Source organism: Streptomyces sp. YKOK-I1 (genome assembly GCF_054660435.1).
Genome location: NZ_BAAGDR010000001.1, coordinates 5,876,453 through 5,890,265, shown reverse-complemented (window position 1 = coordinate 5,890,265; position 13,813 = coordinate 5,876,453). Strand labels below are relative to the sequence as shown.

Genomic DNA, 13,813 nt, shown 5'->3' with positions numbered 1-13,813 from the left:
CCAGCCTCCCCAACGGTCCTCTGCGCCCGCAGTCTGCCACTAAAACACTTCGAGCAGTACTCGTCCGATTACAGAGATGGAAAGAAGCCAAAGGATACGCACAGAGCTACGCAAGGGAAGAGTGAGGAGAAAGCAAGGGAACGGGCCCCGGACGACGAGAAGATGGCGGAAAAAATGGCCAAGAAGCGGTACGGGCGGGTCCATTTCGGTCACGTGCACGTGCATCTGCCCTTGCATCCGCCGTGCGCATCGGAAACCATGGTCTCGCGCCACCGCTGCATCGCAACGACCGCGAATCCCGGGAGTGCCTCGCATGGGGACGAATGGATCGACCATGCTCGAGCCGTTACGGCAGGGCCTTCCGCCGCTTGATCCCGCGGCCGTGTCCAACGCCGCGTCCTGCGCACTGCCCGCCCGCTTCGAAGCGGTGCGCGAGGCCCGCCAGTTCACCAGAAGAACCCTGGGCCAGTGGGACGTGGGCGACCGCTTCGACGACATCTGTCTGGTCGTCTCGGAGCTGGTGACCAACGCGCTGCGGCACGGACTGCCCGAGGCGGCCCCGCTGCCGGCGGACCAGAGCCCGTCGGTGCGGCTGCATCTGATGCGGTGGACCGAGCGGCTGGTGTGCGCGGTGCGCGACCCCAGTCACGACAGCCCGCTGCCCCAGGAGAGCGAGGACTTCTCGGCGGAGTCGGGCCGCGGCCTGTTCCTCGTCGACTCCTTCGCCGACGGCTGGGGCTGGCACCCGCTGTCGGGCAGCCTCGGCGGCAAGGTGGTCTGGGCGCTGTTCCGGCTGCACACCCCCACCGAATGACGCACCGCGGCGCACTTCGGCGCCGCGGTTCTACGCGCGTTGTGAACCCATTGATGCGGGTTTGACGAGTTTGACCGCCGCTACGGCGTGAGCGGCCGGGGCGTCAGCTCGCGATGAGGTGGTCGAACTCGCCGTCCTTGATGCCCAGCAGCATCGCCTCGATCTCGGCCCGCGTGTAGACGAGCGCGGGGCCGTCCGGGAAGCGCGAGTTGCGCACGGCCACGTCTCCGCCGGGCAGTCGCGCGAACTCCACGCAGGATCCCTGCGAGTTGCTGTGCCGGCTCTTCTGCCAGGCAACCCCGTACAGCTGTGTGGCCGTCATGCCGTTGTACACGTCGTGCCCCCCGTCAACGTGGTGGTCCACAGGTCGCTCCCTGGTGGTGCACTGGCTCGTGTGGCCATTGGTGCCGTGGTCAACTGTCCCGGATCATAACCCCGTTCATGTGCAGTTGCATGAGCAGATGCACGTGCACGCGGGGTGGTGGCGCGGTTACAGCTTTGACGCGCGCTTTACCCGGCCGGGAAGTAGTCCCGGATCGAACCACTCGCGCACTAGGAACAGACGCTCGGCACGCCCGTCATGTTCCACCGGCACCCCTGACCAGCGCCGTTTTCCTCCGTTTCGTGCGGTCCTGGAAGGCGGACGCGAGGACTCCGGTCCATCCGGTGGACGTTCCTCCGGACGTGGGGGTTCCGCGGGCCCCGCCCGGAGGATCCGGATATGGCCTTGCCGGGGGCGGAGTGGACGCGGAAAGCGCTCGCCCCCGTGCACGACCCTGATGGTCGTACACGGGGGCGAATCCGGCCGGACCGGAGGAGCCGGCCGCCTCGGCCGTCCGGCCGAGGCGTGGGAGGGACGATGTCCAGCCGGTCTGGACGGGTCGACCGGTTTCCCTCGTACGGCTGCGAGCGTCTCAGGCTCAGCGGCCGCCGTACGGCAGCAGGGCCATCTCGCAGGCGTTCTTGATCGCGCGGGCCAGCAGTCGCTGCTGCTGGGCGGAGACCCGGGTGACCCGTCGGCTGCGGATCCTGCCCCGGTCGGACAGGAACATCCGCAGCAGGTCGGTGTCCTTGTGGTCGATGTGGACGACACCCGCCCGGTCGAGGGGGTTGGGGCGGGGCCCGGCGGGCTTGCGGTCGGCCTTGCGGGGCACGGGGTCAGACCTCCAGGAGGGTGTCGAAGGCGGGCGGCAGCCGCTTCCAGGCGTCGCGGCCGCCGGCGTACTCGGCGTCGGTGAGCAGACAGGCCTCCAGCAGCCGTTCGAGCCCGTCGCGGTCGAGGCCGGGGGACGTGAAGACCAGGTGCTGGCAGCAGTCGCCGTGCTCGGGGTGCCAGTCCAGCGCGGCGGCGGCCCGCCGCACCGGCGGGACCAGCTCCCAGGCCGCGTCCGGGAGCGCCGCGAGCCACGGGCCGGCCGACTCCACGCACAGGGCGCCGCCCGCCGCGTCCCAGTGCAGCAGCACGTCGGGCTTGTCGGCGAGCCAGAACCGGCCCCGGCTGCGGGCGGCGGCACAGGTCAGGTCCTCCAGCGCGGCGTACAGCCGCTCCGGGTGGAAGGGGCGGTTCCGGTGCCATACGAAGGTGGCGACACCGTGCGCGTCGGCCTCGGCGGGGAGCAGCGCGCAGGCGGGGTGCTGTGCGGCGGAGGCCGCCTCGACGTCGAAACCGGCGAGGGCGGCCGCCGCCAGCACGGAGGGGCGAGGAGAAGTGCCGGATGCATATGCATGTGCGGATGCACCGGCCGCCTCCTCCTGCGCGCCCCTCCTGCCCCCCGCACCCCCGGGGCCCGCCGGATCCCCGGGGTGGCCGCCCGGGACGGGAATCCGGCGGGCGGTCGGATGCAGCTGGGCGAGCAGCTCCCGGTCCTCGTCGTCGGCCTCCGGGGAGTCGACGACGGCCAGCACGGGGGCGTACTCCAGCTGCCGGGCGAAGGTGTCGGCGACGGTCCGCCGGTCGGTGGCGGCCGCGGCCAGGCCCACGTCGGCGAGGTCGTCGCCGTTGCCGAGGTACGGCAGCAGCAGCGCGGGGTCGACGGCGGTGATCACTCCGGTGACGGTGAGGCCGCCGGCCACGACCACCTCGGTCATGGCCTTGGGCTCCACGGAGTCCCACAGCTCGACGATCGCGAGCCGGGTGGTGCCGTCCCGCGCCAGCCGGCGCAGCTCGGGGACCAGGTCCTCGCGCAGCGCGCAGCAGGCGCAGTCGTCGATCAGGGGCGTCTCGCCGGCGGAGCGGACTCCGCCGGCGTCGCGGACGGTCCGTACGACCGTGCCGGTGGCGGCCGTCGACAGGTCGTGGTGGAGTACGACGCCGTCCGGGACGTCGGCGAGCAGGCGCGCCACCGTCGCCCGGCGGGCGTCGGCGTGCAGCCCGCCGACGATCACGACGGACAGGCTCACGAACCGCCCCGCTTCCCGTACCGGCGCTCGAAGCGCTCGACGCGGCCGGCGGTGTCCAGGACGCGGGCGGTGCCGGTGTAGAAGGGGTGGCTGACGTTCGAGATCTCGACGTCGACGACCGGGTAGGTGCGGCCGTCCTCCCACTCGATCGTCCTGCCGCCGGCCGTCGCCGACAGGGTGGAACGGGTGAGGAAGGTGTAGTCCGCGGCACGGTCACGGAAGACGACCGGGCCGTACGCGGGGTGGATCGACTCGCGCATGGTCAGCGCTCCTCTCGGAAGTCGACGTGGCGGCCGGCGACCGGGTCGTACTTCCTGAGGGTCATACGGTCCGGGTCGTTGCGGCGGTTCTTGCGGGTGACGTACGTGAAGCCGGTCCCCGCCGTGGACCGGAGCTTGACGACCGGGCGGAGTTCGTTGCGTGCCATGCTGCTATGTTACTGAAAATGACATCCATTAGCGATAGCTGGCAGAGAGAGGTGCGTCACCCATGTCCGCGCACTGCATGCTGACCGGGGCGCAGCCCGGGTTCGGCAACCGGATCTCGCACTCCCACCGGCGGACGTCCCGCCGTTTCGACCCGAACGTCCAGTCCAAGCGGTACTGGCTGCCCGGCGAGGGGCGGCAGGTGCGGCTGCGGCTGAGCGCGCGGGGGATCAAGACGGTCGACGCGATCGGCGTCGAGGCGGCGGTGGCGCGGATCCGCGCCCGCGGCATCCGGGTCTGAAGGGGCGAGGTCCGATGGCGAAGAAGAGCAAGATCGCGAAGAACGGGCAGCGGCGGGAGACGGTCGCGCGCTACGCCGAGCGGCGGGCCGAGCTGAAGGAGATCCTGCGGCGGCCCTCCTCGACGGAGGCCGAGCGGCTGGCCGCCCGGCGGGAACTGGGCCGGCAGCCCAGGGACGCGAGCGCCACGCGCGTGCGCAACCGGGACCAGGTGGACGGGCGGCCGCGCGGGTACCTCCGGGCGTTCGGACTGTCCCGGCTGGGCCTGAGAGAGCAGGCGCACGCGGGGCATCTGCCGGGGGTGCGGAAGGCTTCCTGGTAGGCGGGGGCGGAAGGCTTCCTGGCAGGGCGGGGGCGGGGGCGGAGGCTGTGTGGTGGGGGCGGGGGCGGGGGCGGAGGCTGTGTGGTGGGGGCGGGGCGGGGCGGTGCCGGGGGTACGCGGTCCGCACGGTCGTGGGGCGGCGGCGGGGTCCGCGCGCGGGGGCGCGCGGCCCGGCCGGGGGGGCCGCGGCGGGTTCCGCAGGACGTCCCTGCCCGCCCTTCCCCCTGGGCCCTGGCCCGTTCGGCGGCAGGCCCCGCCCGTTCCGCCGTAAGTCCCCGGCCCGTTCGGCGGCAGGCCCCGCCGGTTCCGCCGTAAGTCCCCGGCCCGTTCCGCCGTAGGCCCCGCCCGTTCCGCCGTAAGTCCCCGGCCCATTCCGCCGCAGGCCCCCGCCCGTTCCGCCGTAAGTCCCCGGCCCGTTCGGCGGCAGGCCCCGCCGGTTCCGCCGTAAGTCCCCGGCCCGTTCCGCCGTAGGCCCCGCCCGTTCCGCCGTAAGTCCCCGGCCCATTCCGCCGCAGGCCCCCGCCCGTTCCGCCGTAAGTCCCCGGCCCGTTCCGCCGCAGGCCCCCGCCCGTTCCGCCGTAAGTCCCCGGCCCATTCCGCCGCAGGCCCCCGCCCGTTCCGCCGTAAGTCCCCGGCCCATTCCGCCGCAAGCCCCGCCCGTTCCGCCGTGACCCTCCTGCTCGTGTCGCCGTAGATCCCCCGCCAACTCCGCCACCAGCCCCCAGCCCGTCCCGACGTAAGCCCCAGCCCTTCCCGGCCCGGGTCCGCCGGGGGGCGGCCGTGGGTGCGCTGTTCGTTTCTCTGGTCACAGGTGGGGGCTTGGAGGTCACAGGTCGCGCCCAGGGTTTCGGTGGGGCCTGCTGGTAGCTTGCTGCGGTCCTTCCCGTCCGGTCCGTCCGGCTACAGCTTGGGAGCTTGCAGTGACTTCGGCGATCTACTCGCGCGGCATGTCCCGTCGGGCCGTCGCGGCCGTGGCGGCGCTGGCGGGCGCGCTCGCGCTGACCGGGTGCGGCGGCGGGTCCGACGACGACGGATCCTCGGCGATCCCGTCCGCGAACGCCGCCACGGCGACCGCCGGCACCGGCGGGACCGCCGACGCCTCGGACGGCGCCACCGAGGCCGCGTCGAACGAGCTCGAGGGCAACTGGCTGACCACGGCGGACGGCGACTCCGTCGCGCTGATCGTCACCGGGAAGCAGGCCGCCCTGTTCGCCACCGGCGGCACCGTGTGCAGCGGGACCGCCAGCGCGTCGGCGGGCATGAAGATGATCTACCTCAAGTGCCCCACCGGCTCCAAGGACCGTACGACCGGCATGGTCGACTCGGTCGACGGCGACACCATGAAGGTGACCTGGTCGGGCGCGGCGGGCAAGGAGACGTTCACCAAGGCGGAGGACGGCAAGCTGCCCTCGGGGCTGCCGACGGCCGGGACCGGCTCCTGAGCGCGGGCGCGGGTGGGGGTGGGGGCGCGCGGCGAGGTGCCGTGCGCGTACGTGATGATCCTTCCAGCACCGCCACACACCTCAGGGGACCCCTCATGCGCGCCGTTCCGATCACCGTCACCGCCCTCGCCGCGGCCCTGCTGCTCACCGCTTGTTCCGGCGGTGACGACAGCGGCTCGGACGAGAGCGGGAGCAAGGCCTCCGCGTCCGCCGGCACGGCCGCCGGTTCCGCCTGTTCCTTCGACGGCCTGGGCCAGGAGGTCGGCCCGGTCGACGCCGCCCCCGCCGCCGGGGACACCGGCAACGTCACCGTCACCCTCACCAACAAGGGCGCCGAGTGCACCCTGGACGGCTTCCCCACCGTCGGCCTCTCCACCGGCGGCGACCCCGCGAGCGTGCCGCAGGACCCGGCCGCCCAGAAGCAGGAGGTGACCGTCCCGGAACAGGGCACGGTCACCTTCACGATCACCTACGTGCGCGGCGAGAGCGGCGACCAGAGCCTCGCCGTGAAGACGGCGGAGTTCAGCCTGCCGGGCTCCGACAGGACCGAGAGCTTCCCCTGGTCCTACGGCGACGTCTCGCTGAAGAGCGCGGGCGCACCGGACGCCTCGGTGGGCGCCTTCACGCAGGCCGGCGACTGACCCGTCTCACGGGAGCCGCGGCCGGGCGGCGACCTGCGCCCGGTCGGCGGCCTCGGCTCCCTCGGTCCAGCCCGCCTCGTCGGTGACGCCGCGCAGCCGCGTGGTGACCGTGTCCGGGAACATCCGGTCGGCGGCGGCCGTGACGGCGACCTCCCGGGTGGCGAGGACCGGGAGCAGATCCCTGCCCGCCGCGCTCTCGGTGGCGGCCGCGACCTCGGCGAGCCGCGCCCCCACGCGATGGGCGTACGCGGCGAGGAAGGACTGCCGGAAGGTCTTGGTCCGCTTGCGTCCGCCGGCCCGCTGCGCGGCCTCCGCCTTCACCATCGCCGACTGCGCCTGCACCAGCAGCGAGGTGTGGAGCAGCTCCACCGCCACGAGATCGGCCTCGAAGCCGACGACCGTGGAGAAGCAGAACGGTTCGTTCCAGACGGCCCGGCAGTGGTTGGCGGACGCGACCGCGTCCAGCAGCATCGCCTTGGCCTGCTCGTACGGCGGCTCGACCCCGATCCGGCAGGCGGCGGGCGCGTCCGGGTCGGGGGCTCCGGCGTCGAGCAGCGCCTCGTCGACGCTGTGCCGGGCCATCAGCTCCTGCGCCTTCGCGGTGAGCGCCTCCGCCTCCTCCGGATAGCCGGTGGCCTCCGCCTTGGCGAGCAGCGCGCGGATCCGGGTGAGCATGCGGGAGTCGGAGCGCCGGCCCGGCCCCGGCCGGGGCTCCTGGAGGGGTTCGAGGGAGGGCAGGCGCAGCAGGAGGCGGTAGAGCTCCAGGACCGTGGTGGCGTACGAGAAGCGGTCCGTGCGGGCCGGGGCCTCGGCGGGCAGCTCGGTGAGCTGGGCGGTCCAGCGGGGGCCGCGCGCCTTGTCGTCCGGTGCCTGGGCCCGGATGAGCGCGGCCAGCACGCGCACGTGGACGTCCTCCAGCTCCCGCCGCACGAACCGGACGAGATCGGCCGGCTGCCAGCCGCGCTGCCAGGCCGCCGCCACGAACTCCCTGCCGCGCCGGTCGAGTTCGGCGTCCGCGGCGGGGTCGGCGGCGAGGAGGGAGGCGCCGGTGTCGAGGGCGGTGTCCACGGTGTCGTAGAGGGCGGCGCGGAAGGCTGTGTCGACGGTGCTGCTCACCCGTCGATCGTGTCACGCGCGCGAGGAGGACGGACACACCCCCACCCACTGACAACCCGAGGTTGACACCCGACGCCTGTCAACTTACGGTTGACACATGACGACGAACCCCATCATCACGTCATCCGTACGGCTCGACGAACTCATCGCGGCCATCAAGAAGGTCCACCCCGAACCCCTCGACCAGCTCGAGGACGCGGTGATCGCCGCCGATCACCTCGGCGAGGTGGCCGACCATCTGATCGGGCACTTCGTCGACCAGGCGCGCCGCTCGGGCGCCTCCTGGACGGACATCGGCAGGAGCATGGGGGTCACCCGGCAGGCGGCCCAGAAGCGGTTCGTGCCCAAGGAGTCGGCCGATCTCGATCCCAGCCAGGGTTTCAGCCGCTACACCCCGCGGGCCCGCAACGTCGTGATGGCCGCCCACAACGAGGCCGTCGCCGCCCGCAACACCGAGGGCCGCCCGGAGCACCTGGTGCTCGGGCTACTGGCCGAACCGGAGGGGCTGGCCGCCAAGGCGATCACCGCGCAGGGGGTCCTCCTGGACACCGTCCGCCAGACCGCGGGCGCCGCGCTGCCGCCCGCCGCCGAGGAGATCCCGGAGCTGCTCCCCTACGGCTCCGACGCCAAGAAGGTCCTGGAGCTCACCTTCCGCGAGGCGCTCCGCCTCGGCCACAACTACGTCGGCACCGAGCACATCCTGCTGGCGCTGCTGGAGTTCGAGAACGGCACGGGCGTCCTGTCGGACCTCGGCATCGGCAAGCCCGCCGTCGAAGGGTGGATCGCCCAGGCCCTGACCAAGCTCACGGTGGGTCTGCCGGACCAGGACTGAGGGGACGGCGCGGGGCCGGCGCGAGAGCGTTGTCAGAGCCTGCTGCGACACTCGCCGTATGACGACCGAGCGGTGGGCTCTCGCCCCGGCCGAGGACGGTGGCGTGGAACTCGCCCCCCTCGGCCCGGACGGGCTGCCCGCCGGGCCGGTGCTGCGGGAGGCGGATCTCGCGCGGGCCGTCCGCGAGCGGCCCGGCGTCACCCGCTGGGTCTGGCGTTCCACGGCCGAGGTGTACCCGCGCCTGCTCGCCACGGGGGTGCGCGTCGAGCGGTGCTACGACGTCGAGGACGCCGAGACCCTCCTCCTCGGCCACGAGGGGCGGTACGGCGAACCCCGCTCGGCCACCGCCGCCCTGGCGCGGCTGCGCGGCGGTCCCGTACCGCCGGACCCGCCGCAGCGCTCCGCCGCGCCCGGCGCCCAGGCCCAGTCCTCGCTGTTCGAACCGCGGTCCGTCCAGGCCGCCCCCCTGCCGCTGGCCGACCTCGCCGAGGTCTACGCCGAGCAGCAGCGGCGGCACACCCGCGCGGAACACCCCGACCGGATGCGGCTGCTGACGGCGGCCGAGTCGGCGGGCATGCTGGTCGCCGCCGAGATGAACCGCGCGGGCCTGCCGTGGAGCGCCGAGGTGCACCGCGCGGTGCTGCACGACCTGCTCGGCGAGCGGTACGCGGGCGGTGGCGAGCCCCGTCGGCTGGCCGAACTGGCCGGCGAGGTGTCCACCGCGTTCGGCCGCCGGGTCCGCCCCGATCTGCCCGCCGATGTGATCAAGGCGTTCGGACAGGCCGGGATCCGGGTGAGGTCGACCCGCCGCTGGGAGTTGCAGTCCCTCGACCATCCGGCGGTGAAACCGCTCATCGAGTACAAGAAGCTGTACCGCATCTGGGTCGCCCACGGCTGGTCCTGGCTGCACGACTGGGTGCGCGAGGGACGCTTCCGCCCCGAGTTCCTGGCGCACGGCACGGTCACCGGCCGCTGGGTCACCAACGGCGGGGGCGCCCTGCAGATCCCCAAGGTCATCCGGCGGGCCGTGGTCGCCGACCCCGGCTGGCGACTGGTCGTCGCCGACGCCGACCAGATGGAGCCCCGGGTCCTCGCCGCGATCTCCCGCGACCCCGGTCTGATGGAGGTCGCCGGCCAGGAGAGCGACCTCTACCAGTCCGTCTCCGACCGCGCCTTCTCCGGCGACCGCGACCAGGCGAAGCTCGCCGTGCTCGGCGCGGTCTACGGCCAGACCTCCGGCGACGGCCTGAAGAACCTCGCCGCGCTCCGCCGCCGCTTCCCACGCGCGGTGGCCTACGTCGACGAGGCGGCCAAGGCGGGCGAGGAGGGCCGGCTCGTGCGGACCTGGCTGGGCCGGACCTGCCCACCGGCGGCCGGCGCGGGCGAGACGGGCACGGACGAGGCCGGCATCCCGGTCGACCCCGTCACCCCGGCCGAGGGCGCGGAACCGGAGGAGGGCCGACCGTGGGTGCCGGGGTACGCCTCCTCCGACGCACGCGCGCGTGGCCGCTTCGCCCGCAACTTCGTCGTCCAGGGCAGCGCCGCCGACTGGGCGCTGCTGCTGCTCGCCGCGCTGCGCCGGACCTGCGCGGACATGGCGGCCGAGCTGGTGTTCTTCCAGCACGACGAGGTGATCGTGCACTGTCCCGAGGAGGAGGCGGAGGCGGTCGTCGCCGCGATCCGCGAGGCGGCCGGCCTCGCGGGGCGGCTGACGTTCGGGGAGACGCCGGTGCGGTTTCCGTTCACGACGACGGTGGTGGAGTGCTATGCCGACGCGAAGTGATCACCCGGGCCGGCCGAGCAGTCCCTCGATCTCGGCCACGACGGCGGTCTCGTCCGTCCCGTCCAGTGCCTCCAGGGCCGTCCGCCACTGTGCGCGCGCCTCGTCCGTGCGCCCCTGCTCGTGCAGCAGCAGACCCTGCTGGTGCCGGGCGAGGCCGCCGGTGTAGCGGTCGGCGCGGACGTCGGCGCGGCGCAGCAGTTCGGCGCACTCCCCCGCGGCTCGGCCGGTCCGGCCCAGCAGCCGCAGCGCGCGGACCAGCCCCAGCCGGGTCTGCGACTCGCCGTGCCAGTCGCTGTGGCCGCCGAGGATGCGCAGACTCTCCTCGAAGTGCGGCAGGGCGGCGGCCGGTTCGCCGAGGGTGAGATGGGCGTAGCCGATGTTGCAGTGCGCCGAGTGCTGCACGATCACGGCGCCGATCCGGTCGCCGAGGGCCAGCGAGAGGCGGTGCTGCTCGATGGCGGCGCGCGGGTCGGTGTGCTCGTACAGGTTGCCGAGGTGGCTGTGGGTGACGGCCTCGCCGTGCGGGTCGTTCAACTGGCGCGAGTACCCGAGACTCTCGCGCAGGGCGTCGCCGGACTCCTCGTACCGGCCGAGGCTCTCCAACAGCAGCCCCCGGTTGTTCAGGCAGCGGCGGATCCAGGACAGCCGGTCGAGCCGCCGCCAGATGGTCAGGGCACGGCCGTTGAGGGCGAGCGCGTCCTGGAGCCGGCCGGTCAGGAAGTGCAGACCGGCGAGGTCGCCGAGGGCGTACGCCTCCGCCGTCGCGTCCCCGAGCCGCCGGGCCGTGCGCAGCGCGACCCGCCCGAGCACCTCCATCTCGGCGACCCGCCCCCGGCGCTGGAGGCAGGGGAAGAGGAGCCGCAGGAGGGTGGAGACGAGGGCCGCCTCGACGTCCCCGGCGCCGCCCTCGGCCGAGGCCGGCTCGACCAGGGCGACGATGTTCTCCAGCTCCGTGTCCGCCCAGACGAAGGCCGCCTCGGGCCCCGGGAAGACCGGTACGCCCCCGACGTACGCCGCGTGTGCCGCCGGCTGCGCGGCGGTGGGGCGGCGCCGGTCGTCCTGGTCGAGCCCCGGTTCGAGCACGGCCTCGAGCGCACGCTCGGCCACGGCGGCGTACCAGTGCAGGGCGGTTGTGCGGGGGGTGGGGGTCGGGGTGGGGTCGGTTGTCGGGGTGGGGGTGACTGCGGGGACGGTGGAGGTGACTGCCGGGGTGGGGATGGCTTCCGCGGCGGGAGTGGCTGGTGGGTTGGCGGGGGCTGTTGGGCCGGTCGTGGTCGGCAAGCCGGTCGTGGTCGGCAGGCCGGTGGTTGTCGGCGAGTCGGCGGTCGGCGGCGGCGTGGCGGTCGGCGGGGTGGTCGTGGTCGTCGGGGTGGTGGTCTGGGTCGTGAGTTCGCGGGCGAAGTGGCGTACGAGGTCGTGGGGGGTGTAGCGGCCGTAGCTGGTCTCCTCCAGGAGGGCCACGTCGACGAGGCGGTCCAGGGCGGTCTCCGCGCGGCGCTCGTCGGTGCCGTTGAGGCGGGCGAGCAGGGGGGCGCCGTACGACGGCAGGTCGAGGGCGCCGACACTGCGCAGGGCGAGGGCGGCGTCCCGGTCGGCCTCTCGGTCGGACGCGGCGAGCGCGTCATGGGCGACGGCGAGGGAGCGGCGGACGCTCAGGTCGTCGTACTCCAGATGGTGCAGCCTTCCCTGAGTCGCGGTCAGCTGTCGGGCGAGCGCGTCCGGGGTGAGGGCCCGGCGGGCGGCGAGACGGGCGGCGACGATCCGGAGGGCCAGCGGGAGGCGGCCGGTGAGGTCGACGAGGGGGTGGTGTGCGTCGAGCCCGTCGCCGTCGTCCGTGTCGCCCCGGCCGGAGAGCGCGCGCAGCAGGGCCGCACTGTCCTCGGCGGACAGCGGCGCGAGCGGGAAGCGGTGGGCGCCGTCCAGGGCGGTGAGCGGGGAACGGCTGGTGACGAGCACCGCGCAGCCGGGTCCGGCCGGCAGGAGCGGGCGGATCTGGGCGGCGGAGGCGGCGTCGTCCAGGACGAGGAGAGTGCGGGTGGGCGCGAGGAGGGTCCGCAGCAACGCGGCCGCCGCGTCCGGGTGTTCGGGGATACGGCGGGGCTCGGTGCCGAGGTCGCGGAGGAGCGCGGCGAGCGCCTGCGGCGCGGGGAGCGGGGTCATGCCGGGGGTCGCGCCGTGCAGGTTGAAGTAGAGCTGGCCGTCGGGGAAACGTTCCCGCATGGCATGGGCCAGGTGGAGGGCGAGGGCGCTCTTGCCGACGCCGGCCATGCCGGTGATGACGGCGAGGGCGGGGCGGCCGTCCGACGAGGGGGCCGCGAGGAGGTCGGTGAGATCGCGGAGGGTGCGGTCACGGCCGGTGAAGTGGGCCGGGGGTGGGGGTAGTTGGGCCGGGTCGGGGGGTGGCGGGGTGACGGGGGCGTCGGGGGCATCGGGGGCGTCGGGCGTGGGCGTGTGGGCGTCGCCGGGCTCGACGCTCCTCGGGGCTTCCCCGTGGACCTCGCTCCGGACCTCCCTGTGGACCTGGCTCCGGACCTCCCCGTGGACCTCGCTCCGGGATTCCCCGTGGATGTCCCTCCGGGCCTCCCCACGGGACGCCCCCCTGTGCTGCCCGTCGGCTTCCGCCTCCAGTACCCCGCGCAGCACCTCCCCATGGGCCTCGCGGACCGCCGGGCCGGGTTCGGCGCCGAGTTCCTCCACGAGGCGGGTGCGCAGATCACGGTGGACGGCGAGCGCCTCGGCCTGGCGGCCGGTGCGGTGCAGGGCCAGCATCAGCTGGCGGTGGTACGCCTCCCGCAGTGGATGCTCGGCGGCCAGCGCCGTCAGTTCCGGCACGATCCGAGCCACCCGGGTCGTCCCGTGCGCCGCCGCTCCTCCGCCCGTTCCGCGCTCACCGAGGGCGAGTTCGGCGTCGTAGCGCCACTCCAGCAGAAGCAGCCGGGCCTCCCGCAGGCGTCGTACAAGGGCATAGCCGCCGAGGTCGGCGGGGAGGCCGCTGAACGGGGTGCCGCGCCACAGCGCGAGCGCGGCGGCGCACTCGGCGATGACGCGCTCCCAGTTACGGGCGGCGTGCGCCCCGCGTGCGGTGGCGAGGTGCCGCTCGAAGACATGGATGTCGAGTTCGTCCTGTTCGACGCGGAGTTGGTAGCCGGGCGGCACGGCGCGCAGCCGCTGCGGGTCGTCGAGGAGCCGACGCAGCCGGGTGACGTGGTTGTGCAGGGAGGCGTGCGCGGAGGCCGGGGGCGCGCCGCCCCACAGGGCCTCCTTGAGCGACTCGACGGGCACGATCCGGTTCGCGTCGAGGAGGAGGGCGGCGAGGAGGGTGCGGAGTTTGGCGCTGCGGATGGTCCGGTGTTCGTGGGGCGCTCCGTCGGCGTTTCCGTGGGACGCGCCCGGGAAGAAGAGGACCGGCGCACCCAGCAGTCCGAACCGCAGCCCGTCCTGCCGCAACACGTCCCCCATCGCCTTTCCGTCCATGTGCAAACACTCGCGTCAGACCGTCTGACCAGCGACGACATGGACACCCGTTGGCAATATGTTAGCGATCCGTTGGTGCCACCTGATGTGATCACAACAGGAGCCGGCCCGACGGTGCGCGCGTGTGAACGCGGTACTCGGGGGAGTGTCGCCGCCGCGGCCGGATCCGGGGGCGCGTCGGGCCCGGTCGGCGGAGGTGAACGACCGGGGCCCGCGCCCTGTTTCTACGCGCGTTCAGATGACGTGGGCTCAGATGGCGTGGACT

At 73.9% G+C, this 13,813-nt stretch carries 14 protein-coding genes; 7 read left to right on the top strand and 7 right to left on the bottom strand.

The window, feature by feature from the left end:
* Window positions 1-334: 334 nt before the first annotated feature.
* Window positions 335-814: an ATP-binding protein gene (locus ACYQ8Q_RS26065; RefSeq protein WP_460068231.1), complete on the top strand. Its 480-nt coding sequence runs from the start codon at window positions 335-337 to the stop codon at window positions 812-814.
* A 103-nt stretch (window positions 815-917) separates the two neighbouring features.
* Here ACYQ8Q_RS26065 and ACYQ8Q_RS26060 read toward each other — a convergent pair whose 3' ends face one another.
* From ACYQ8Q_RS26060 to rpmG, 5 genes are all read right to left on the bottom strand, one after another.
* The gene (locus ACYQ8Q_RS26060) at window positions 918-1,136 is read right to left on the bottom strand and encodes a DUF397 domain-containing protein (RefSeq protein WP_052183895.1); all 219 of its coding nucleotides are present in this window, start codon (window positions 1,134-1,136) and stop codon (window positions 918-920) included.
* A 598-nt stretch (window positions 1,137-1,734) separates the two neighbouring features.
* Window positions 1,735-1,968, bottom strand: coding sequence for a 30S ribosomal protein S18 (gene rpsR / locus ACYQ8Q_RS26055; RefSeq protein ID WP_460068230.1), 234 nt, complete (start codon window positions 1,966-1,968; stop codon window positions 1,735-1,737).
* 4 nt (window positions 1,969-1,972) lie between these two features.
* The gene (locus ACYQ8Q_RS26050; protein WP_460068229.1) at window positions 1,973-3,214 is read right to left on the bottom strand and encodes a CobW family GTP-binding protein; all 1,242 of its coding nucleotides are present in this window, start codon (window positions 3,212-3,214) and stop codon (window positions 1,973-1,975) included.
* Entirely contained in the window at window positions 3,211-3,474 is a 264-nt protein-coding gene (locus ACYQ8Q_RS26045; protein ID WP_460068227.1) for a type B 50S ribosomal protein L31, read from the bottom strand. Before ACYQ8Q_RS26045 ends, ACYQ8Q_RS26050 begins: the two co-directional genes overlap by 4 nt.
* 2 nt (window positions 3,475-3,476) lie before the next feature.
* Window positions 3,477-3,641: a 50S ribosomal protein L33 gene (gene rpmG / locus ACYQ8Q_RS26040; RefSeq protein WP_037717627.1), complete on the bottom strand. Its 165-nt coding sequence runs from the start codon at window positions 3,639-3,641 to the stop codon at window positions 3,477-3,479.
* Between the two features lie 62 nt (window positions 3,642-3,703).
* Between rpmG and rpmB the strand changes: the two genes are divergently transcribed.
* From rpmB to ACYQ8Q_RS26020, 4 genes are all read left to right on the top strand, one after another.
* A complete protein-coding gene (gene rpmB, locus ACYQ8Q_RS26035) occupies window positions 3,704-3,940 on the top strand; it encodes a 50S ribosomal protein L28 (RefSeq protein WP_460068225.1) in 237 nt (78 codons plus the stop codon).
* Window positions 3,941-3,954: 14 nt separating this feature from the next.
* Window positions 3,955-4,260 carry a 30S ribosomal protein S14 gene (rpsN, locus tag ACYQ8Q_RS26030; protein ID WP_460068223.1) on the top strand — a complete coding sequence of 102 codons (306 nt, stop codon included), beginning with the start codon at window positions 3,955-3,957 and terminating at the stop codon, window positions 4,258-4,260.
* Window positions 4,261-5,180: 920 nt separating this feature from the next.
* Window positions 5,181-5,702 carry a hypothetical protein gene (locus tag ACYQ8Q_RS26025; protein ID WP_460068222.1) on the top strand — a complete coding sequence of 174 codons (522 nt, stop codon included), beginning with the start codon at window positions 5,181-5,183 and terminating at the stop codon, window positions 5,700-5,702.
* Window positions 5,703-5,797: 95 nt separating this feature from the next.
* Entirely contained in the window at window positions 5,798-6,343 is a 546-nt protein-coding gene (locus ACYQ8Q_RS26020; protein ID WP_460068221.1) for a DUF4232 domain-containing protein, read from the top strand.
* A gap of 6 nt (window positions 6,344-6,349) precedes the next feature.
* On the opposite strand, the gene ACYQ8Q_RS26015 is transcribed toward ACYQ8Q_RS26020, so the two are convergent.
* Entirely contained in the window at window positions 6,350-7,459 is a 1,110-nt protein-coding gene (locus ACYQ8Q_RS26015) for a DUF2786 domain-containing protein (RefSeq protein ID WP_460068220.1), read from the bottom strand.
* Between the two features lie 97 nt (window positions 7,460-7,556).
* Between ACYQ8Q_RS26015 and ACYQ8Q_RS26010 the strand changes: the two genes are divergently transcribed.
* On the top strand, window positions 7,557-8,291 hold the full coding sequence (locus ACYQ8Q_RS26010; protein WP_460068219.1) for a Clp protease N-terminal domain-containing protein: 735 nt from the start codon (window positions 7,557-7,559) through the stop codon (window positions 8,289-8,291).
* Between the two features lie 58 nt (window positions 8,292-8,349).
* Window positions 8,350-10,074: a bifunctional 3'-5' exonuclease/DNA polymerase gene (locus tag ACYQ8Q_RS26005; RefSeq protein ID WP_460068218.1), complete on the top strand. Its 1,725-nt coding sequence runs from the start codon at window positions 8,350-8,352 to the stop codon at window positions 10,072-10,074.
* On the opposite strand, the gene ACYQ8Q_RS26000 is transcribed toward ACYQ8Q_RS26005, so the two are convergent.
* Entirely contained in the window at window positions 10,075-13,548 is a 3,474-nt protein-coding gene (locus ACYQ8Q_RS26000) for an AfsR/SARP family transcriptional regulator (protein ID WP_460068216.1), read from the bottom strand. It lies immediately after the preceding gene.
* Window positions 13,549-13,813: the final 265 nt, after the last annotated feature.

Bases quoted from the DNA above. Each gene is read 5' to 3' on its own strand.
- ACYQ8Q_RS26065 (WP_460068231.1), top strand. From the start codon at position 335: ATGCTCGAGCCGTTACGGCAGGGCCTTCCGCCGCTTGATCCCGCGGCC.
- ACYQ8Q_RS26060 (WP_052183895.1), bottom strand. From the start codon at position 1,136: ATGACGGCCACACAGCTGTACGGGGTTGCCTGGCAGAAGAGCCGGCAC.
- ACYQ8Q_RS26045 (WP_460068227.1), bottom strand. From the start codon at position 3,474: ATGCGCGAGTCGATCCACCCCGCGTACGGCCCGGTCGTCTTCCGTGAC.
- rpmG (WP_037717627.1), bottom strand. From the start codon at position 3,641: ATGGCACGCAACGAACTCCGCCCGGTCGTCAAGCTCCGGTCCACGGCG.
- rpmB (WP_460068225.1), top strand. From the start codon at position 3,704: ATGTCCGCGCACTGCATGCTGACCGGGGCGCAGCCCGGGTTCGGCAAC.
- rpsN (WP_460068223.1), top strand. From the start codon at position 3,955: ATGGCGAAGAAGAGCAAGATCGCGAAGAACGGGCAGCGGCGGGAGACG.
- ACYQ8Q_RS26020 (WP_460068221.1), top strand. From the start codon at position 5,798: ATGCGCGCCGTTCCGATCACCGTCACCGCCCTCGCCGCGGCCCTGCTG.
- ACYQ8Q_RS26010 (WP_460068219.1), top strand. From the start codon at position 7,557: ATGACGACGAACCCCATCATCACGTCATCCGTACGGCTCGACGAACTC.
- ACYQ8Q_RS26005 (WP_460068218.1), top strand. From the start codon at position 8,350: ATGACGACCGAGCGGTGGGCTCTCGCCCCGGCCGAGGACGGTGGCGTG.
- ACYQ8Q_RS26000 (WP_460068216.1), bottom strand. From the start codon at position 13,548: ATGGACGGAAAGGCGATGGGGGACGTGTTGCGGCAGGACGGGCTGCGG.